This window comes from Brenneria corticis, assembly GCF_003115855.1.
GTDB lineage: Bacteria > Pseudomonadota > Gammaproteobacteria > Enterobacterales > Enterobacteriaceae > Brenneria > Brenneria corticis.
In genome coordinates this window covers 18,460-37,536 of sequence record NZ_KZ819093.1, presented here as the reverse complement: position 1 = coordinate 37,536, position 19,077 = coordinate 18,460, and the positions used below count along the sequence as shown (strand labels likewise).

20 protein-coding genes are annotated in these 19,077 nt (G+C 57.1%); 16 read left to right on the top strand and 4 right to left on the bottom strand.

Annotated features, from left to right (window positions below):
• Positions 1-96: 96 nt before the first annotated feature.
• The 7 genes from dusC to DDT56_RS20100 all read left to right on the top strand — a co-directional run bounded on the left by dusC (position 97) and on the right by DDT56_RS20100 (position 7,276).
• On the top strand, positions 97-1,029 hold the full coding sequence (gene dusC, locus DDT56_RS20130; RefSeq protein ID WP_136168175.1) for a tRNA dihydrouridine(16) synthase DusC: 933 nt from the start codon (positions 97-99) through the stop codon (positions 1,027-1,029).
• An 81-nt stretch (positions 1,030-1,110) separates the two neighbouring features.
• Positions 1,111-2,049 carry a homocysteine S-methyltransferase gene (mmuM, locus tag DDT56_RS20125; RefSeq protein WP_136168174.1) on the top strand — a complete coding sequence of 313 codons (939 nt, stop codon included), beginning with the start codon at positions 1,111-1,113 and terminating at the stop codon, positions 2,047-2,049.
• Positions 2,050-2,059: 10 nt separating this feature from the next.
• The gene (locus DDT56_RS20120) at positions 2,060-2,614 is read left to right on the top strand and encodes a hypothetical protein (protein WP_246856831.1); all 555 of its coding nucleotides are present in this window, start codon (positions 2,060-2,062) and stop codon (positions 2,612-2,614) included.
• A 243-nt stretch (positions 2,615-2,857) separates the two neighbouring features.
• Positions 2,858-3,397, top strand: a complete 540-nt coding sequence (cyaB, locus tag DDT56_RS20115; protein WP_136168173.1) for a class IV adenylate cyclase — start codon at positions 2,858-2,860, stop codon at positions 3,395-3,397.
• A 364-nt stretch (positions 3,398-3,761) separates the two neighbouring features.
• Positions 3,762-5,174: a flavocytochrome c gene (locus tag DDT56_RS20110; protein WP_168197655.1), complete on the top strand. Its 1,413-nt coding sequence runs from the start codon at positions 3,762-3,764 to the stop codon at positions 5,172-5,174.
• Positions 5,175-5,389: 215 nt separating this feature from the next.
• Complete coding sequence (locus DDT56_RS20105) at positions 5,390-6,799, top strand: flavocytochrome c (protein ID WP_136168172.1); 1,410 nt, start codon at positions 5,390-5,392, stop codon at positions 6,797-6,799.
• A gap of 141 nt (positions 6,800-6,940) precedes the next feature.
• Positions 6,941-7,276: an FMN-binding protein gene (locus DDT56_RS20100; protein WP_136168171.1), complete on the top strand. Its 336-nt coding sequence runs from the start codon at positions 6,941-6,943 to the stop codon at positions 7,274-7,276.
• A gap of 73 nt (positions 7,277-7,349) precedes the next feature.
• Here DDT56_RS20100 and DDT56_RS20095 read toward each other — a convergent pair whose 3' ends face one another.
• Together DDT56_RS20095 and DDT56_RS20090 are read right to left on the bottom strand one after the other, a co-directional pair.
• On the bottom strand, positions 7,350-8,261 hold the full coding sequence (locus DDT56_RS20095) for a proline iminopeptidase-family hydrolase (protein ID WP_136168170.1): 912 nt from the start codon (positions 8,259-8,261) through the stop codon (positions 7,350-7,352).
• A 78-nt stretch (positions 8,262-8,339) separates the two neighbouring features.
• A complete protein-coding gene (locus DDT56_RS20090) occupies positions 8,340-9,095 on the bottom strand; it encodes a LuxR family transcriptional regulator (protein ID WP_136168169.1) in 756 nt (251 codons plus the stop codon).
• Between the two features lie 193 nt (positions 9,096-9,288).
• Here DDT56_RS20090 and DDT56_RS20085 point away from each other — a divergent pair, with 193 nt between their 5' ends.
• Genes DDT56_RS20085 through DDT56_RS20060 form a run of 6 tightly spaced genes read left to right on the top strand, consistent with a single transcriptional unit; the run spans position 9,289 to position 14,812 of the window.
• Positions 9,289-9,510 (top strand): hypothetical protein, encoded by a 222-nt coding sequence (locus DDT56_RS20085; protein ID WP_136168168.1) that lies wholly within the window; start codon positions 9,289-9,291, stop codon positions 9,508-9,510.
• A 4-nt stretch (positions 9,511-9,514) separates the two neighbouring features.
• Positions 9,515-10,453, top strand: a complete 939-nt coding sequence (locus tag DDT56_RS20080) for an ABC transporter permease (RefSeq protein WP_136168167.1) — start codon at positions 9,515-9,517, stop codon at positions 10,451-10,453.
• Positions 10,450-11,295 (top strand): ABC transporter permease, encoded by an 846-nt coding sequence (locus DDT56_RS20075; protein ID WP_136168166.1) that lies wholly within the window; start codon positions 10,450-10,452, stop codon positions 11,293-11,295. Before DDT56_RS20080 ends, DDT56_RS20075 begins: the two co-directional genes overlap by 4 nt.
• Positions 11,292-12,293 (top strand): ABC transporter ATP-binding protein, encoded by a 1,002-nt coding sequence (locus DDT56_RS20070; protein ID WP_136168165.1) that lies wholly within the window; start codon positions 11,292-11,294, stop codon positions 12,291-12,293. Before DDT56_RS20075 ends, DDT56_RS20070 begins: the two co-directional genes overlap by 4 nt.
• Positions 12,283-13,281 carry an ABC transporter ATP-binding protein gene (locus DDT56_RS20065; RefSeq protein WP_136168164.1) on the top strand — a complete coding sequence of 333 codons (999 nt, stop codon included), beginning with the start codon at positions 12,283-12,285 and terminating at the stop codon, positions 13,279-13,281. The genes DDT56_RS20070 and DDT56_RS20065 overlap by 11 nt, the downstream gene beginning before the upstream one ends.
• Positions 13,282-13,297: 16 nt before the next feature.
• Entirely contained in the window at positions 13,298-14,812 is a 1,515-nt protein-coding gene (locus tag DDT56_RS20060) for an ABC transporter substrate-binding protein (protein WP_136168163.1), read from the top strand.
• Positions 14,813-14,872: 60 nt separating this feature from the next.
• Here DDT56_RS20060 and DDT56_RS20055 read toward each other — a convergent pair whose 3' ends face one another.
• Complete coding sequence (locus DDT56_RS20055) at positions 14,873-15,763, bottom strand: LysR substrate-binding domain-containing protein (RefSeq protein ID WP_136168162.1); 891 nt, start codon at positions 15,761-15,763, stop codon at positions 14,873-14,875.
• A gap of 113 nt (positions 15,764-15,876) precedes the next feature.
• Between DDT56_RS20055 and DDT56_RS20050 the strand changes: the two genes are divergently transcribed.
• From DDT56_RS20050 to pbpG, 3 genes are all read left to right on the top strand, one after another.
• Complete coding sequence (locus DDT56_RS20050; protein ID WP_136168161.1) at positions 15,877-16,485, top strand: LysE family translocator; 609 nt, start codon at positions 15,877-15,879, stop codon at positions 16,483-16,485.
• Positions 16,486-16,532: 47 nt separating this feature from the next.
• Complete coding sequence (locus DDT56_RS20045; RefSeq protein WP_136168209.1) at positions 16,533-17,042, top strand: DUF6622 family protein; 510 nt, start codon at positions 16,533-16,535, stop codon at positions 17,040-17,042.
• Positions 17,043-17,179: 137 nt separating this feature from the next.
• Positions 17,180-18,136 (top strand): D-alanyl-D-alanine endopeptidase, encoded by a 957-nt coding sequence (gene pbpG, locus DDT56_RS20040; protein WP_136168160.1) that lies wholly within the window; start codon positions 17,180-17,182, stop codon positions 18,134-18,136.
• Between the two features lie 60 nt (positions 18,137-18,196).
• On the opposite strand, the gene DDT56_RS20035 is transcribed toward pbpG, so the two are convergent.
• Entirely contained in the window at positions 18,197-18,883 is a 687-nt protein-coding gene (locus DDT56_RS20035) for a glutathione S-transferase family protein (protein ID WP_136168159.1), read from the bottom strand.
• Between the last annotated feature and the right edge of the window lie 194 nt (positions 18,884-19,077).

Below are 19,077 nucleotides of genomic sequence, written 5' to 3'. Positions count from 1 at the left end.
GGCAACGATAGGCGGCGCGCCCATCATCTTTCCCGTTGCGCTATCCTTGCCATGAACAGTACCATGGCGTGCTTTTTTTGCTAACCGAGTAGCGTTATGCGTGTTTTGCTTGCCCCGATGGAAGGGGTTCTCGATTCGTTGGTGCGGGAGCTGCTGACCGAGGTCAACGATTATGATCTGTGCATCACCGAGTTTTTGCGGGTGGTGGATCAACGCCTGCCGGTCAAGTCCTTCTATCGCTTATGCCCGGAACTACATTATGCCAGCCGCACGCCGTCCGGTACGCCGGTGCGCGTGCAACTGCTGGGGCAATATCCGCAATGGCTGGCGGAGAACGCGGCGCGCGCCGTCGAACTGGGGTCGTATGGCGTCGATCTGAACTGCGGCTGCCCGTCCAAACTGGTCAACGGCAGCGGCGGCGGAGCCACGCTGTTAAAGGATCCCGAACTGATTTACCAGGGGGCGAAAGCCATGCGCGACGCGGTGCCGGCGCATTTGCCGGTGACGGTGAAAGTGCGCCTGGGGTGGGATTCCGGCGATCGGCAGTTTGAAATCGCCGATGCGGTGCAGCAGGCCGGGGCAACGGAACTGGCGGTGCACGGCCGCACCAAGGAGCAGGGGTATAAAGCCGAATATATCGACTGGGCGGCGATTGGCGAAATCCGCCGGCGGTTGCGCATCCCGGTGATCGCCAACGGTGAAATCTGGGACTGGCAGAGCGCGCAGGCGTGTCTGGCCGCCACCGGCTGCGATGCGGTTATGATTGGCCGCGGGGCGCTGAACGTACCGAATCTGAGCCGGGTGATAAAATATAACCAACCGCGGATGGCGTGGGAAGAGGTGATGACACTGCTGCAAAAATACGTGCGGCTGGAAAAACAGGGCGATACCGGGCTGTATCACGTTGCCCGCATCAAACAGTGGCTGGGCTATTTGCGTAAAGAGTATACCGAGGCCGCGGCGCTGTTCGGCGAAATCCGGGCGTTGAACCGCTCCGCCGATATCGCCCGGGCGATCTGCGCAAGATAAGTCCCGTCGGCTTCTCCTTCTTTAAGCTGTATTATGGCGCTTATTATGTTCAGATGCGTAAATTTGCAAAGGGAGTCTACGATGTTGCGGAATAATCCTGTGGCTGAAATGCTGGCGACGGCGCCGGCGATTGTACTGGACGGCGCGCTGGCCACGGAGCTGGAAGCGCGCGGCTGCGATTTGAACGATCCGCTCTGGTCGGCGAAGGTGTTGGTTGAAAATCCGGCGCTGATTTATCAGGTTCATCTCGACTATTTTCATGCCGGCGCCCAATGCGCCATCACCGCCAGCTATCAGGCGACGCCGCTGCGCTTTAAGTCGCGGGGATTCAGTGAACGGCAGTCGCAGGCGCTGATTGAAAAAAGCGTGCAGCTTGCCGTTCAGGCGCGTGACGACTTCCGTAAAACCCATCCTCAGGTCGGGAAACTGCTGATTGCCGGATCGATAGGGCCCTATGGCGCCTATCTGGCGGATGGCTCGGAGTATCGCGGCGATTACTCGCTGCCCCAGAGCGAAATGATGGATTTTCACCGCGTGCGGATGGCCACGCTGCTTGACGCCGGCGTGGATATCCTTGCCTGTGAAACGCTGCCGTCGTTCCCTGAAATCAAGGCGTTGGCGGAATTGCTGACCGAGTTCCCGCAGGCGTCGGCATGGTTCTCTTTTACCCTGCGCGACAGCGCGCACCTGAGTGACGGCACCCCTTTGCGCGAGGTGCTGACGCTGTTGAACGCGTATCCGCAGGTGGTGGCCGTCGGCATCAACTGTATCGCGCTGAATAAGGTGACCGCGGCGTTGGCGCAGCTGTCGGCGGAAACTTCGCTGCCGCTGGTGGTGTATCCGAACTCGGGCGAGCACTATGATGCGGTCGCCAAAACCTGGAGCGATGGCGACGGTCATAGCTGTTCTTTGGCGGAGTATTTACCACAGTGGCGGGCCGCGGGGGCAAAACTGATCGGCGGCTGTTGCCGCACCACGCCGGCGGATATCGCCGCGATCGCCCGATGCTGCCAACCTTGAGGGAAGGAGAATGATGATGGATATCGACGCCGATGCCCGCCGGCAATATGAACAAGCCGGCGCGCGCGTTGCGCCGGCGCAGCCGGTGACCTTGCTGCGGATTGGCGAACGGCAAACGACCGCGGTCTGCGGAACGGGAGCGCAGCCGGAGTCGCTGCTTCATCTGGCGATAGGTTACGCAAAAACGGCGCATGCCTTTTTTAAACATCTTCCCCCCACGCCGGATGAAATGGAACTGGCGATTATGACCGTTGAGGATGAGGTGATAGGCATTCGGCGCGACCTTCCCGCCGCCTCGGCGCTGTTTTCCTGCGATGCGGCATTGTCCGACATCGCGCGGATTTCAGGCATAAAAGAACAAGCCGGGGGCTGGCTATTGCCGTTGGACGATCTGGAACGAACCTTCAAACGTCTGGAGCGAGTGATGCTCGGGGCGCCCGCCGCATGGGAAGGCATTCCGCTGGAGAATGCATTTTCCGCCAGGTTGCTAATTTTGCGTGAATTTATGCATCATCACGGCTTTGAAGCCATACATATCCTGGCGCCGAGCCCTTCTGCGGGCTAAAGCGCTAGCAGTTTTTTCCATCTTGATTACTATGTAACGGCTGGCATACCGCGCTGTGGACTACATGCCGTTGACCACCGCCGGTACTGGCCTGGCGGTACCAGTATGATCTGTATATGGACGGCTGAACGTGCATTTTGCGAGCATCCGGCTTAATGTGCCGACATCTTTGGACGAAGTACGTTGATATGTCGGGCCGAGCGTTCCATAGTGCTTACGGGCAGTCCTGTAAGGAGAAAGAACATGCTTGAACATTTCACAGGGAAATATGAAGTTGAACTGAAATTTCGCATCCAGGATATCGCTGCTTTCCGCGATACGCTCTTTAGCCATCACCCTGAGGCCTTTGTCTTCGAGAATAAAGAGCACGATATTTATTACGACGATGCGCAAAACGGCCTGCAACAACAAAACATCAGCATGTTATTACGGCGCATGGCCCCGTCGGGGATTAAGCTGTGGATCGTCAAAGGACCCGGCGCCCAGCGCTGTGAGGCCGTCAACGTCGAATCGTTCGAAAAGACGGACAGCATGTTGCAGACGCTGGGATATAATGCGATCCATGAAGTCTATAAGACTCGCAGCGTCTATTTCCTGGGTATTTTTCATATTACGCTGGATTATATCGAGGAGCTCGGCCATTTTGTCGAAATATCCGTGATGACGGATGATGAAACGGAGCTGAATACGCTGCGGGAACAGTGTCTTGAATGCGCCATTCGCCTGGGGCTGTCAATGGATAATATAGAAAATCATTCATATCGGCAATTATTGGGTTTTTAGTTCCAATAGTAATAAATTGATTGATTATGTCTTTTTTTTGTTATTTGACTGTTAAATTAAAAATCTATTTTCACTATTTTACCCTCGCTCAATTGCCGACCATATCTTTCTATCCGCTAAAAAGGATGCCTAACGAAAATTAGGCGTCCTTTTTTATACCCCCGCTGATGTTTTTCCCATTTATATAATTCAGGGGATTTATAAATATATGATCAAGTTAAAATTTTTGTATGCTAATCGGAGTAGGATTTAAATTGATGCGTTTTGCACAGGGTTACGGGCGATGGTTTTTTCGTACAGGATGATGAGCATCGGTCTGGTAATCGGAATTCTTTATTGGAAATAACAAAATATAGGTTCATTTATGATGAAAAAACAACTCCTGTTATTGAGTGCGTTGGCATTAGCCTTTTCCGCGGCCGCTCACAGCGAAACGACGGATTTAGTCATTATCGGCGCGGGCGGGGCGGGGATGTCGGCGGCCATCGAAGCGCATAATCAGGGCGCAAAAGTCATATTGCTGGAGAAAATGCCTTTTGCCGGCGGAAATACCGCCCGGGCCGAAGCCGGATTAAACGCCGCCGGCACGGATCTGCAAAAAGCCAGAGGCATTGAGGATAGCCCAGCAGCCTTCTATGAAGACACCATGAAAGGGGGGCGCAATATCAATAACCCGGAAGTGGTTAAAACCCTCACCGAACATGCCAAGGATTCGGTTGTTTTCCTGAAAGAGAACGGCGCCGACCTGGCGGATCTGACCCGTACCGGCGGCTCTCGCGTCGACCGAACCCACCGTCCCGCCGGCGGCGAACCCGCGGGAAGTTTTATTGCCGTGGCGCTGATTAAAAAAGTCAAAGCGCTGGACATCGATCTGCGCACCAGCACCTCCGCGACCGATATTGTCAAAAATGACAAGGGTGAAGTCACCGGCGTAAAAGCCAAAGGGAAAGACGGCAAGGAATTCACCATCGACGCCAAGAAAGTGTTGATCACCTCGGGCGGATTCGGCGCCAACTTTGACATGATCAAACAATACGATCCTAAGCTGGTGGGCTTTAAAACCACCAATGCGCCAGGTTCTCAGGGCGACGGCATCAAGATGGCGACCAAGCTGAACGCCAAACTGGTGGATATGGAATATATCCAGATCCATCCTTCCACCGTTCCCGGCAAAGGCATCCTGATTACCGAAGCGGTGCGCGGCGACGGCGCGATTCTGGTGAATGAAGGCGGCAAGCGTTTTATCAATGAACTGCTCACCCGTGATGTGGTGTCGCAGAGTATCCTGAAACAGCCGGGCGCGCACGCCTACCTGATTTTTAACGACGCGCTGGTCAAGCAAAATAAGGCTACCCAATCCTACTTTAAGCAAAAACTGGTCGCCGAAGGGAATACGGCTGAGGAACTGGCCAAAGCGATTAACGTCGATGGCAAACAGCTGGCGCAGACCGTCAGTACCTATAGCGGCTACGTTAAAGAGGGCAAAGACGCCGAATTCGGCCGCGATAGCCTGAAGCTGTCTCTCGACAGCGGCAAATATTACGCCATCGAGGTCACGCCGGGCATTCACCATACCATGGGCGGGATTGCGATTAACAATAAAGCCCAGGTGCTGGATGTGAACGGCAAGGTGATCCCCAACCTGTTCGCCGCGGGCGAAGCCGCCGGCGGGGTGCATGGCGCCAACCGTCTGGGCGGCAACTCGCTGGCGGATATTGTCACCTACGGCCGCATCGGCGCCGATCAGGCGGTGAAAGAAATTAAAGCAGGTAAATAATCGGGGCCTTTATTGGAAAGGCTATTTGAAATTTTTAAATGGCAATTGAAATAGGACGTAAATCGGCACTGCTTTGTGCGCCGTTACATAAAGTTTGATTCTTTGTATGTAGCAAAGCAGTGCCCGATAAAAATTGGGTCGGACAATAAAATATAGGTTTGGAATTTCAGGGGTAACACTATTTGTAGCAATGACAAAATATAGGCACATATTTCATGAAGAACGCAGTTTTCTTATTGAGCGCGCTGACGCTCGTCTTTTCCTCCGCCGTTCATAGTGAAAGTAGCGATTTGGTCATTATCGGCGCGGGCGGGGCTGGGATGTCGGCGGCGATTGAAGCACACAACCAGGGTGCGAAAGTCATATTGTTGGAAAAAATGCCCTTTGCCGGTGGTAATACCGCCCGGGCGGAAGGAGGGCTGAATGCGGCAGGGACCGACTATCAGAAAGCGAAGGGCATCAATGACAGCCCTGAGCTTTTTTATCAGGACACCATGAAAGGCGGCAAACAAAAAAATAATCCCGCTCTGGTAAAAACCTTAACTGAACACGCCAAAGATTCGGTCCTTTTCCTGAAGGAAAACGGCGCGGAACTCTCTGAAGTCTCCAGAGCGGGTGGCGCGAGCGTTGATCGTATCCACCGGCCCGAGGGCGGTGAACCCGCCGGCAGCTATATCGCCGTGGCGTTGATCAAAAAAATCAAAGCTCAGCATATCGATTTACGCACCAATACGGCGGCAATTGAAATTCTGCAAAATGACAAAGGCGCGGTAATCGGTGTCAAAGCCAAAGGGAAAGACGGCAAAGAGTACGTTATTGACGCCAAAAAGGTGATGATCACCTCTGGCGGCTTCGGCGCCAACTTCGACATGATTAAGGAATACGACCCCAAACTGGTGGGATTTAAAACCACCAATGCGCCGGGCGCGCTGGGCGAAGGGATCAAAATGGCGCAGAAGCTGAATGCCAAACTGGTGGATATGGAATATATCCAGATCCATCCCACTACGGTTCCCGGTCAAGGGATCCTGATTTCGGAAGGTGTGCGGGGAGATGGCGCCATCCTGGTCAACGAACAGGGCAAACGCTTTACCAATGAGCTGTTAACCCGCGATGTGGTTTCGCAAAATATTCTGAAACAGCCGGGCAAACACGCCTACGTGATTTTTAACGACGATCTGGTGAAAAAGAATCATACCATCGAAACCTACTTTAAGCAGAAACTGGTTGCCGAAGGAAATAGCGTCGAGGAGTTGGCCAAAGCCATTAACGTCGATGGCAAACAGTTGGTTAACACCGTCAGCGCCTATGACCAATATATTAAAGATAAAAAAGACGCCGAATTCGGCCGCGATAGCCTGAAGCATTCTCTCGACAGCGGCAAATATTACGCCATTGAAGTCACGCCGGGCATTCACCATACCATGGGCGGGATTGCGATTAACAACAGAGCCCAGGCGCTGGATGTGAACGGCAGGGTGATCCCCAACCTGTTCGCCGCGGGCGAAGCCGCCGGCGGGGTGCATGGCGCCAACCGTCTGGGCGGCAACTCGCTGGCGGATATTGTCACCTACGGGCGCATCGGCGCCGATCGGGCGGTGAAAGAAATTAAAGAAGGTAAATAATCGGGGGATTTGATCCCAAAAAACGTACTGGCTTATTGTCCGCGATGGTCGAGTGGTTAATATAGGCTTTACCAACAGGGAGCACTGCTTACTGTTAGTTTTCGATGAGCGTTTTGTGTGCAACTAACTTATGGGAAAGCTATGAAAAATTTGATTCCGGCCATGCTGGCCACGTTGGCTCTTTCGTTCTCTTTTGCCGCCGCCGCCGAGTATAAAGACGGCACCTATACGGGTAAAGCGCCGGGAAAAGAGGGGGAAGTCGAAGTTTCCGTGATTGTTGAAGGAGGGAAAATCACCAACGCCGAGGTGGTCAGCCATGAAGACACTGAAGCGCTGATGATGGGCGTTATTGATAACGTGATACCTGAGCTGATCGAAACACAGGATCCTGATCAGGTGGATGCGGTAACGGGGGCCACAGGGTCCAGTGAGGGGGTTATTAACGCCGTGAAGCAGGCTCTGGAACAAGCAAAATAACATGTTCTCCCCACCAGTCCGTGATGGCGTACTATTGCGGACTGGTCGTTACATGCAGTCATTGCCGGGGAGGTTATTGCCCGCCGCCGGCGGACAGTTTTCTGTCCAGAAAATGGCGTACCGCCGCCATGCAGGCCGAGCGCTCCTCGACGTGCGGCATATGGCTGGAGTGTTCAAAGATAATCCACTCGGCATCGCGGATATATTCTGCGAACGGTTCGACAACTTCCGGCGCCGCTTCGTCATAGCGTCCGGAGATCAGCAGCGTGGGAACGTTGATTGCGGACAACCGATCGATGATGCTCCAGTTTTTCATACTGCCGATGACATGGAACTCCGTCGGGCCGTTCATCGCGTGGTAGACGGTCGGGTCGGCGTCCATGGCGTCGAAGGTGCGTTTGACCTCGTCCGGCCAGGGATCGAGGCGGCAGACGTGGCGTTGGTAAAACGCCTGGGTGGCGGTTCGGTAGGCAGCGCTGTTCAGCGTACCGGCCTGTTCATGCTGTCGCAGCGCGTTTTGAATGTCGTCAGGCAATGCGCTGCGCAGCCTGGCGGCTGCCGACAGCCACAGCGCCATCGATGCCGGCGAGTTGGCGATAATCAGCGCTTTCAGCCCGGCAGGCCGCGTCACCGCGTGTTCCGCCCCTAGCATACCTCCCCAGGACTGTCCCAACAGCGCATAGTTTCGCTCGATACCAAGGTGCCGCAACAGGTTATCCAGTTCGTCCAGAAACAGGGCGGGTTGCCAGAAATCGGCGGGTTTATCCGCAAGGTGCGTTGAGCGGCCATTGCCCAACTGGTCGTAGTGGATTACGGCCCGGCCGCTTTCCGCGATATCACGAAACGCGTCGACATAATCATGGGTGCAGCCCGGCCCGCCGTGGGCAATGACCAGCGGTGTTAATCCATTATGACGATCGCCGCAGATACGATACCAGGTGTGATACTCAAGATAAGGCGCATAGCCTTCTTTGATGTCGTACATGATGTTTACCCTGTTGGTCATGGATGATTTCAGGGTAAACGGCGGCGAGCGGGGAAACAGCTAGTAAAAAAGATAGGTTTAGCTGTCCAGCAACCGGTAGTGCAGGGCGCGAACCACCGCCTGTACGCGATTGCTGGCCCCCAGCTTTCTGGCGGCGGAATTGAGGTGCAGCGCGACGGTGGCGATAGAGCGGTTAAGCTTACGGGCAATCTCTTTGGCCGTCAGCCCTTCCGCCGCCCATGCCAGACATTCTCGCTCGCGTTTGCTCAGGCGGATATGCTGACAGGTCAGGACACGATCGTCGAATAACGGGTAAATTTGTTCCTGAAAGGTATGCGCCAGCAGGCTTAGCTCCGCCAGCACCTGGCCGATGTCCTGTTCGTGCCCGGCGCCGCTGTGGATGCCGGTGACGGTGACAAACCCGCCGCGCGGCAGGTGCAGCGGAACCGTGGCGCCGCAGGGCATATTGTTATCGCGCATGTAGTGCGTGACCGGGTAATGCCGCTCATCGATGATATTTCTCAATGAAGTACTATCGGGGCGTTGATAAGACCAGATAAAAGGCGCACAGCTTTCCAGCGCATAAATTTGCACCGGGTCCACCTGATAATACCCGCTCTCGCACCACAGCAGCTGCATATCTTCAGGCACATTGCGCATTTGCAGCACCGATGGCGTGATCAACTCTCCCTCCACCGAGCGCGGTACGGGGGTGTAGTCATAAATCAGCGCGTCAAAGCCGAGCCGGGACGTTTTTCCGAACAACCGTTCGAACGCCGCATCCAGCGTCGCTTGTTGCGGGCATGCGCCGTTTTCTTTCACTACCCGTTTCATCTTCGCCTCCGCCAGCCAGGGGCCCCTCCATTCGGGCACGGATCCTGCAAATCCCGATCGTAATCATGCAAATAAAGTGCCACCTCACGGTAGGGACAAACCTAGTATTTTTACTAACTACCCCTTTGCGTTAGCGCCGGTTAGCGTAGGCACAAGGGGATGATAACCCTCACCGCGATCGGCCGGAGGAGATATGTGGTACGAAATCAACGCTGACAGGCAGCGCCCCGCTAAGGCGGCACTGGGTGGCGACAATCATAAGGCGGATAAACGGCGTCTGAATGACGGAGCCGCAACCCCCGGCGATGGTCTGCCGATAATGCGCGCCGAACTGGCGAACGCGCTGGAATTGCACCATATCAGTGCGTCGCGGCGCGCTTTATTCCTCCAGCAGCGTAACGGCGAAAGAGGGTAAACCTATGCATCGCTATCGTTTTCTGCTCTGGCGTCCGTTACAGCTGCTGCCGGTTCTGCTGGGCATCAGCCTGATCACCTTCGTGATGGTGCGCGCTATTCCCGGCGATCCGGTGCGTATTTTGCTCGGCGTGCGCAGCACGCCGGAGGCCGTGGCGCGTATCCGCGCGCAATACGCGCTTGATGAGCCGGTATGGCTGCAATATCTCTATTTTCTGCGCAATCTGCTGCATGGCGAGATGGGCCGATCCATCGTTTATCGCGTCGATACCCTGAAGCTGATCCTGTCACGGATTGAGCCTACGCTACATCTGGTGACGGGCAGCGTGCTGCTGGCGCTGCTGCTTACCCTGCCTCTGGCGGCAACGGCGGCGCGCCGCCGCGGGCGTCTGCCCGATCAGCTTATCCGGCTGTTTTCCACCGCCGGGCTGGGATTTCCCGCCTTTTGGCTCGGCATCATGCTGATCCTGTTGTTCAGCATTACGCTGGGCTGGTTCCCGGTGTCCGGTTATGGCGATGACTGGGCCGAGCGGCTGCATCATCTGGCGCTGCCCTGCCTGACGGTGGCGCTGGCGCTGTCCGCCGTGCTGACCCGCAATCTGCGCGCCAGCCTGCTGATGGAGTTGAAAAATGATTACGTCACCGCCGCCCGCGCCCGCGGGCAAAGCGAGCGGCGCATTTTCTGGCGCCATGTCCTGCCTAACTCGCTGGTGCCCACGGTGAATCTGCTGGCGGTCAATATCGGCTGGCTGATCGGCAGCACGGTGGTGATCGAAAGCGTGTTCGCCATTCCGGGAATGGGACAACTGTTGGTAAAGGCTATTTTCAGCCGCGACTATATGGTGGTGCAGGGCGTGGTTATGGTCTTCGCGCTGGCTACGGTGGCGGTGAATCTGCTGGCGGATTTACTCACCGTAGCGCTGGATCCGAGGGTAAAACAATGAGCCTGACCCCGGTCGTCCATCGCGTTCGTTACCGCTGGCTACCGCGGCGGCATACCCTGACGGCAGGCGTGCTGATACTGGGGAGCTGGCTATTGCTGGCGCTGCTGGCGCCGTGGATTGCCCCTTACGATCCGATTGCTCAACAGCTGGAGGCCAGCCTGCTTCCGCCTGGCTTACCTCATCTGTTCGGCACCGATAATTTCGGACGCGATATTTTCTCGCGGGTAATCTGGGGGGCCAGAGTCGATCTGCAAATCTGCGTAATGGGGGTGATTTTCCCGTTTGTCATCGGCACGGCGATAGGCGCGCTCTCCGGCTATATCGGCGGGACGGTGGATGCGGTTGTGATGCGCGGCATTGATATTGTGCTGGCGTTTCCCTTTCTGGTGCTGATGCTGGCCATCATCGCCATTCTCGGCCCCGGACTGAGCAGCTTTTATATCGCGATGGCGATGGTGGGATGGGTCTCCTATGCCCGACTGGTGCGCGCCCAGGTCCTGACGCTGAAACAGCGTGATTTTATGCTGGCGGCGCGCAGCCTGGGCTATAACCATGCCCGGATCCTGTTTATTCACCTGTTGCCCAATGCGCTGACCGGCTCGGTGGTGTTCGCCATGTCCGACTGCGTACTGGTGCTGCTCAACGGCGCCGCGGTGAGTTATCTGGGGCTGGGGGTTCAGCCGCCTCTGGCGGAGTGGGGCGTTATGGTGGCGGAAGGACAAAGTTTTATTACCACCGCCTGGTGGATCACCGCCTTTCCCGGCCTGGCGATTGTGCTGCTGGCGATGGGCTTCAGCCTGCTGGCTGACGGACTGGGCGACAAGCTGGGAGAACGGCCATGACGCTATTAACGGTGTCGCAGTTAACCGTTGAAAATCCGCAGGGCATCGCGCTGGTCGATCGTGTCTCGCTGACGCTTGAACAGGGGGAGATTCTCGGTCTGGTGGGCGAAAGCGGATCCGGTAAAACCATTACCTGCCGGGCGCTGATGCGCCTGCTGCCCGGCGACGGGCTGCGTATCGCCGGAGGCGATATCCTGCTGCGCGATAAGTCGCTGTTGACGCTGAATGAACGGCAGATGACGGCCATGCGCGGACGGCAAATCGGCATGATTTTCCAGAACCCCGCCAGCCATCTCAATCCGGTGATGACCATCGGTCAGCAGATCGCCGAGAGCCGCCGCCTGCACTTTGCGGCCGGTCGCCGCGAAGCCCGACGGCAGGCGGTGGCGCTGTTGCGCCAGGTCGGTATTGCCGATCCGCAGCGGCGGGTGGACAACTACCCTCATGAATTTTCCGGCGGCATGCGCCAGCGGGCGATGATCGCCGTGGCGCTGGCCTGCGAACCCGCCGTGCTGATTGCCGATGAGCCGACGACGGCGCTGGACGTCACCGTACAAATGCAGATCCTACGCCTGCTGAACGAACTGCGCGATCGGCTGGGCATCGCGATTATCCTGATCACCCACGATCTGGGCGTGGTGGCGCAAACCTGCGATCGCATCGCCGTTATGTACGGCGGGCGGTTATGTGAAATCGGTGATAAGCGTCAGCTGCTGGCCGGGCCGTTACATCCGTATACCCGCGGACTGATTGACTGCCAGCCGGTGAGCGAAGGAGGCTATGGGCGGCTGCGGACCATTGCGGGGCAGCCGCCGCTTGCCGAGCGTTTCCCCTCCGGCTGCCGTTTTCACCCGCGTTGCCAGTACGCTCAAGGGGATTGTCGCCTCACGCAGCCGCCGATGCGGGCACAGCAGACGGCGCACGCCCACGGGGCTGCCTGTCACCATCCCTTGCCGCCCGGCATGCAGGCATGCGACGGGAGGGATAATGGTCAGTAAATCCCACCCGCTACTGGATATTGACGACCTGTCGGTCACGTTCCCCGTTGCCGGCGGCTTCGGCTTGCGAAAACGCCGTTTACAGGCGGTGAACCACGTCTCTTTGCATATCCATGCCGGGGAGACCTTTGGTCTGGTCGGCGAGTCCGGCAGCGGCAAGAGCACGCTGGGACGGGCGATCCTGCATCTGGAAACGCCCAGCGCGGGTCGGGTGCGCTTTGACGGACACCTGATTACCGGCGGTCTGAAAAGCGATATTGCCCGGCTGCGCCGACAAACGGCGATGATTTTTCAGGATCCGTTCTCATCGCTGAATCCGCGCCAGACCATCGGCGAGAGCATCGCCGAAGTCTTGCGGGTGCATCGAAAGGTCCCGCCGTCGGCCGTGGCCGCACGGGTAAGCGAACTGCTGACGCTGGTGGGGTTGCGGCCTGAACAGGCGGATCGGCGTCCGCAGGGACTAAGCGGCGGCCAGTGCCAGCGGGCGGGGATTGCGCGCGCGCTGGCGCTGGAGCCACGGCTGATCGTCGCCGATGAATGCGTGGCGGCGCTGGATGTTTCCATTCAGGGGCAGATTATCAATCTGCTGATGGATCTGCGCGAAAAAATGGGGCTGGCCGTCTTGTTTATCGCCCACGATCTGGCGATTGTGCGCCGCCTGTGCGATCGGGTGGCGGTGATGTATCTGGGGCGGATTGTGGAGGAGGGGCCGACCGAAGCCGTCTTTACCCTGCCGCTTCACCCCTATACCGCTGCGCTGGTGGCGGCCATACCTGAGATCGACCCCGAACGGCCGCTGCCCGTCAACCCGTTGCCGGGGGAGCCGCCGAGTCCCGTCGCGCTGCCGGCCGGATGCGCCTTTCATCCCCGCTGCCCCTATGCTCTACCGTCGTGCCGTCAGGGCGCGGCGCCTGAAATGCGGCATTGTGCCGAGCATGCCTTCGCCTGCACGCTGAATCGGCGTGATGGCGTCTGGGTTTATCCGTAGACTGAGGGAAAACGAAATGAAGCAAAAACATTATAATATTGCCGCTGCCGGGCTGCTGCTGGCGCTAAGCGCCGTCGGTGAAATGGCGCAGGCGGCAGGGATCCTGACCATCGGCCGCCGTGAGGACAGCACCACTTTCGATCCGATCAAGTCGGCGCAGAACGCCGATAACTGGGTATTCTCGAATGTATTCGATCCGCTGGTGCGGGTGGATAGGAGTGGAACCAAACTGGAGCCCGGACTGGCGGAAAGCTGGACGGTGTCTGACGATGGCAAGGTATACACCCTGAAAATCCGCGATGCCAAATTCTCCGACGGTACGCCGGTCAGCGCCGGCGATGCGGCCTTCAGCCTGCTGCGCATCCGTGATAACAGCGAGTCGCTGTGGCGCGATTCCTACAGTATTATCGAGAAAGCCGAAGCGACCGATCCGCATACGCTGACGATCACGCTGAAATCACCTTCGGCGCCATTTCTGTCGCAACTGGCGCTGCCCAATGCGTCGGTTATTTCAGAGAAAGCGTTGATGGCGGAAGGCGAAGAGGCCTTTGCGGAAAAACCCGTGGGTTCCGGCGCCTTCAGCGTCAAGGAATGGACGCGCGGCGAGAAAGTGGTACTGGTGAAGAACCCTCACTTCTGGCAGGCCGACAGCGTCAGTCTGGATGGCGTGGAGTGGCTGACGCTGCCGGATGACAATACCCGGATGCTCAAAGTGCAGGCCGGCGAACTGGATGCCGCGCTGTCGGTGCCGTTTTCACGCATCGCCTCGTTGCAGAAGGATCCTAACCTGACCGTCGAACTGGATCGCTCCACGCGGGAAGATCACCTGCTGATAAATCATGCCCGCGGCGCGCTGGCGAAAGCGGAAGTGCGCCAGGCGCTGGATTTCGCCATTGATAAGGATGCCATCGTCAAGACGGTGACGTTCGGCTATGGCAGCGTGGCGAACTCTTATGTTCCGGTCGGCGCGCTTTATCACTATGCCGATAATCTGCGCCGCCCTTACGATCCCGAAAAGGCGAAAAAGATGCTGGCGGACGCCGGCGCCGGCGGACTCTCGCTGAACTACGTGGTGAACGCCGGTGACGAGGTCGATGAGCAGATAGCTATCCTATTGCAACAGCAATTGGCCCGGGCCGGGATAACGGTCAGGTTGCAAAAGGTCGATCCAAGTCAGAGCTGGGATATGCTGGTGGCGGGTGAATACGACATCTCCGTGATGTACTGGACCAACGATATTCTCGACCCCGATCAGAAAACCACCTTTGTGCTGGGGCATGACGCCAATAACAACTACATGACCCACTACCGTAATGACAAGGTGAAAGCGCTGGTGGCGGCGGCCCGCGTCGAGATGGACCCGAGGAAACGCGAACAGATGTATATCGATTTGCAGAAAACGGCCAAGGCCGACGTTAACTGGATCGATCTTTACTACAGCCCCTACCGCAACGTCAGCCGGAAGAATATCAAAGGGTTTTATCAGAATCCGCTTGGGCGCTTCTTCCTGGAGGACGCGGTAAAAGAGTGATAGATCGCCGTCTGAGGGATACCGGATAGGCGGTGAACGCTATCCGGTTTTCCCTGTTTTTCAGGTTTTCAGACCGCTGAAACGCCGCTCGACGTCCGCCATTTCCGCAATCAGCCAGTCGCGGAATGCCTGATAGCGGCGATCGCCGTCGATAGGGCGGGCCGACAGAAGAATGTACTGGCTGCCGTCCGGCTGAAATGGCGCCAGCGTCGCCAGACGGCCATCGGTTAATTCCTGTTCGACCATAAACAACGAGGCGATGGCGACGCCCAGCCCGCTTTCGGCCGCCTGCAACGTCAGATAAAAATGTTCAAAATAGCGATGCTGCGCAGCCTGATGGTCCCGCGGCAACGACGCCTGCGCCTGCCAGATTTTCCAGGCGTCGGGACGCGATGCGGTATGCAAATAGGTGCTCAGCCTTTCACTATGCTCCTGGCGTATCGAACAGACGGGGGCGGTATATTCCGCGATAATCCGCTGTGAAAAATAGCGCTCGTCAAAGACGAAATCATCCCGCCGCAGCGCCATATCGACCCGGCTCTGCGCCAGGTCGATATTGCCTCCGGCCGCCAGCAGATGAATATCGATGTCCGGGTGCGCCTGCTTAAAAGCCGGAAGGCGGGGAATAAGGAAGCGCATGCACAGCGTAGGCTCGCAGGACACCGTCAGCGGCGCATCGGGTTGCGACGAGAGTTTGTCGATGGCGGCGGAAACCAGCGCCACGGCGCGGCTGCACGCCGGGTGCAGTTCGCGTCCTTGCGCCGTCAGGCGAATGCCTCTGCCGTCGCGTTCAATCAAAGGGAAACCCAGATGAGCCTCCAGCGCTTTAATCTGTTTACTGATCGCGCCGTGGGTGAGGTGCAAATCCCGCGCGGCTTCGGTCATGCTCAGGCGTTTGCCCACCACGTCAAAGGTATGCAACAGATTGAGCGGCGGGAGTTTTTTCGTCATTGGTGAACGCTCGTCACAGATGGATGTGAGTTATTATCGATTTTCCCGCGCGCCGTTTCCACTTATTACTTTACCTGCGCATTATGCATAACTGACTGAGGATAAAGGACGATATGGTGGAGTTTTTAGCGGTGATGGCGATTACCTGTCTGGCGGTAATCAGTCCGGGGGCGGATTTCGCCATGGTGACGCGCAACAGTTTAACCGGCGGAAGAAAGGCGGGCATACTGACGGCGTCGGGCATTGCCGTGGGCGTACTGCTGCACGTCGCCTATACCCTGTTGGGGGTGGCGGCCATCATGAGCCAGACGCCGCAACTCTATACGCTGATCAAATATCTGGGCGCGGCCTATCTGCTGTATCTTGGCTATAAAACGTTTACCGATACCAGACCGGGTAGGGACGCCGCCGTGATAACCAATCAGACGTTCGGCGGCTGGCGTTATTTTCGGCAGGGATTTTTTACCAACGCGTTAAATCCGAAAACCACCCTGTTCGTATTAAGCACTTTTTTACAGGTGGTCAACCCGCAAACGCCGTTGCTGTATCAACTGGGCTACGGCGCTTTTATGTCGCTGGCGCATTTTGCCTGGTTCGCTTTGGTGGCGTTATTCCTGACCACGCCCGCGCTTCAGGAGAAGATCAACCGCGGCTACGCCTGGATTAACCGCGCGGTCGGCAGCGGATTAATGATCCTGGCGGGTATGATGATCCTGCACTGAGCGGTATTATGCGCCCCAGGTGTTTTTATCATGAGTAAATGAATGTTATGGAAAACTATCTGGTCATCATCCGCCATACCCCTTTGTGGGTGTGGATGGCGCTGGCCTATCTGCTTTATGCCGGGATGAAAGCCCGGCGACCGAGGCAACAGTCCCTGAGCCGCCTGCTGGTGCTGCCGATGGTTTTTCTGTGCTGGGGCGTCGCCGCGATTTTCCATACGTTGGCGATGGTTGAAGCCGCGGCCGGCGGCTTTTTGCTGGCGCTGATAATCGGCTTGGGCCTGGGATGGCGGTTGGGGAAAAGCGCCGGCGTTTACCGGGGGGAGATCCGCCGCTTCGAGCGCGCCGGATCGTCTGTGCCGCTGGCGTTAATGCTGTTGACCTTTGGTCTGCGGTTCTATTTTTCCATGCAGCTGGCAAGGTTCCCGGAGCTGGCGAACAGCGTCCTGTTCTGTGCGCTGTCCGGCGCCGCCGGGGGAATAACGGCGGGGATCTTCAGCGGCATCGGCATTCGTCTGCTAAACCAGATGCGCAACGTGCCGGTGCGCCACGGTTAAAGGAGAGAGCCGCAGGGCTTGTTAAACTTTGTCACAAAGGTTTTTCCATTGCCTGGGTGCGCGGCGAACGGCGGTAAATTATAATTTGCCGGTCTCTCTCTTCCCATTTAACAGAATACTGTTTAAGCAGTTGAATAATGAATAAAAAATTCAGGCTCTCTTTGTTTGGTATGCTGTTGTTGTCAACCAATATGCTGGTTATTCCGCCGGTATTGGCGCAATCTCCCGCCAAAGCGGCGATTGCCGCGCAGCAGGAAATCGCCTCCGGCAGCGCCATGGTGGTGGATTTACGCGATAACCGCATCCTCTATTCCACTAATCCGGACGTGGTGGTCCCCATCGCCTCGGTGACCAAACTGATGACGGCGCTGGTGGTGCTGGACGCCAATCAGCCGTTGGACGAGGTGCTCGCCGTTGATATCAGCCAGACGGAGGAAATGAAAGGGGTGTATTCTCGCGTGCGTCTGAACAGCGAAATCAACCGCCGCGATATGCTGCTGCTGGCGCTGATGTCGTCGGAAAACCGCGCCGCCGCCAGCCTGGCGCACCACTATCCCGGCGGTTATCGCGCCTTTATCGCCGCCATGAACGCCAAGGCGCGGGCATTGGGGATGAAGCATACGCGCTATGTGGAGCCTACCGGGTTGTCTATCCATAACGTTTCCACCGCGCGCGACCTTACCCGGTTGCTTATCGCCAGCAAACAATATCCTTTACTCAGCCAGCTCAGCACCACCCATGAGAAAATGGTGACGTTTTCCCATCCGGCGTACGTCCTGCCGTTCCGTAATACCAACCACCTGGTGTATAAGCCGGACTGGAATATTCAGCTGACCAAAACGGGGTTCACTAATCAGGCCGGGCACTGCCTGGTGATGCGCACCGTGATTAATCAGCGCCCGGTGGCGCTGGTGGTGCTGGATGCGTTTGGCAAATACACCCATTTCGCCGACGCCAGCCGGCTGCGCAAATGGATGGAAACCGGTAAGATCAGCGCGGTTCCCACCGCCGCGTTAAGCTACAAAAAACAGAAGGCGCTGGCTTCGCGGCAGCCTCAGGCCATGGCAAGCGCCGATAGCGCGGGGATAGAGTAACCGCCGGCGCGGCGGCGGTGAGATTTGCAATCGTAAGGCTCTGACTCAGGACCTTATTCATCAGCCGCCGGCCCGTAAATCCTCGATAATCTCCCCGGCGCGGGCGACATCCTCTTCATGCTCCGACTCACGCCAGGTTTCCGCCAGCGCATCTTCCAGCCAGCGCCGCATGGCCGGCTGGGCGAGCATATGCCGGCAGTAGGCCGCGGCTTGCGGCGCCACCGGCAACTGGTAGGTGCGAATACGAAATACCACCGGAGCAAAAAAGGCGTCCACGGCGGAAAAATCCTTCCCCGCCAGAAACGGGCCGCCGAAGCGGGTTAAGCCTTCCAGCCACAGCTCGTTAAGCCGTTTTAAATCGTTGCTCAAAGCCGGGGTGATATCGTGTATTTTGACTTTTACGCCGCAGCTCATGGCGCAGCTGCCGCGCAGGGCGTTAAAGCCGGAATGCATTTCCGCCGCGGCGCAGCGCGCCCAGGCCCGGGCTTTGGTATCGGCGGGCCACACTTCCTTATGCCGCTCGGCGAGGTATTCGGTTATCGCCAGGGAGTCCCAGACGGTGGTGTCGCCGTCAATCAGGCAGGGCACTTTCGCCGAAGGGGAAAAGGCTTTAAAGGCGGGATTCGCCCCGGCGGAGACGAATGTCACCAGCTTCTCGGCAAAAGGAATGGATAGCGCCTGTAGCAATACCCAGGGGCGCAGCGACCAGGAGGAGTAGTTTTTATTGGCGATATACAGCTGATACATATCTTAGGCTCCTTATTATCAGAACATTAGCATTAGCACGAAATTCGCCGGAGGTCATCCGGCGCGCCAAATTCATGGGGAGAATGTGTCTGCTGTGCAACGAATCGCATTATTTTTGCAGTTTTTACTCAATCAAAGGTAAATAAATACACTATGATTACGCGCTGTGTATTCGAGTGCATAGGCGCGGCGGG

Bases quoted from the DNA above. Each gene is read 5' to 3' on its own strand.
- DDT56_RS20120 (WP_246856831.1), top strand. From the start codon at position 2,060: ATGATGATGGATATCGACGCCGATGCCCGCCGGCAATATGAACAAGCC.
- DDT56_RS20060 (WP_136168163.1), top strand. From the start codon at position 13,298: ATGAAGCAAAAACATTATAATATTGCCGCTGCCGGGCTGCTGCTGGCG.
- mmuM (WP_136168174.1), top strand. From the start codon at position 1,111: ATGTTGCGGAATAATCCTGTGGCTGAAATGCTGGCGACGGCGCCGGCG.
- DDT56_RS20095 (WP_136168170.1), bottom strand. From the start codon at position 8,261: ATGTACGACATCAAAGAAGGCTATGCGCCTTATCTTGAGTATCACACC.
- dusC (WP_136168175.1), top strand. From the start codon at position 97: ATGCGTGTTTTGCTTGCCCCGATGGAAGGGGTTCTCGATTCGTTGGTG.
- DDT56_RS20065 (WP_136168164.1), top strand. From the start codon at position 12,283: ATGGTCAGTAAATCCCACCCGCTACTGGATATTGACGACCTGTCGGTC.
- DDT56_RS20035 (WP_136168159.1), bottom strand. From the start codon at position 18,883: ATGTATCAGCTGTATATCGCCAATAAAAACTACTCCTCCTGGTCGCTG.
- DDT56_RS20100 (WP_136168171.1), top strand. From the start codon at position 6,941: ATGAAAAATTTGATTCCGGCCATGCTGGCCACGTTGGCTCTTTCGTTC.
- cyaB (WP_136168173.1), top strand. From the start codon at position 2,858: ATGCTTGAACATTTCACAGGGAAATATGAAGTTGAACTGAAATTTCGC.
- DDT56_RS20070 (WP_136168165.1), top strand. From the start codon at position 11,292: ATGACGCTATTAACGGTGTCGCAGTTAACCGTTGAAAATCCGCAGGGC.
- DDT56_RS20110 (WP_168197655.1), top strand. From the start codon at position 3,762: ATGATGAAAAAACAACTCCTGTTATTGAGTGCGTTGGCATTAGCCTTT.
- DDT56_RS20055 (WP_136168162.1), bottom strand. From the start codon at position 15,763: ATGACGAAAAAACTCCCGCCGCTCAATCTGTTGCATACCTTTGACGTG.
- DDT56_RS20080 (WP_136168167.1), top strand. From the start codon at position 9,515: ATGCATCGCTATCGTTTTCTGCTCTGGCGTCCGTTACAGCTGCTGCCG.
- DDT56_RS20050 (WP_136168161.1), top strand. From the start codon at position 15,877: ATGGTGGAGTTTTTAGCGGTGATGGCGATTACCTGTCTGGCGGTAATC.
- DDT56_RS20085 (WP_136168168.1), top strand. From the start codon at position 9,289: ATGTGGTACGAAATCAACGCTGACAGGCAGCGCCCCGCTAAGGCGGCA.
- DDT56_RS20090 (WP_136168169.1), bottom strand. From the start codon at position 9,095: ATGAAACGGGTAGTGAAAGAAAACGGCGCATGCCCGCAACAAGCGACG.
- DDT56_RS20045 (WP_136168209.1), top strand. From the start codon at position 16,533: ATGGAAAACTATCTGGTCATCATCCGCCATACCCCTTTGTGGGTGTGG.
- pbpG (WP_136168160.1), top strand. From the start codon at position 17,180: ATGAATAAAAAATTCAGGCTCTCTTTGTTTGGTATGCTGTTGTTGTCA.
- DDT56_RS20075 (WP_136168166.1), top strand. From the start codon at position 10,450: ATGAGCCTGACCCCGGTCGTCCATCGCGTTCGTTACCGCTGGCTACCG.
- DDT56_RS20105 (WP_136168172.1), top strand. From the start codon at position 5,390: ATGAAGAACGCAGTTTTCTTATTGAGCGCGCTGACGCTCGTCTTTTCC.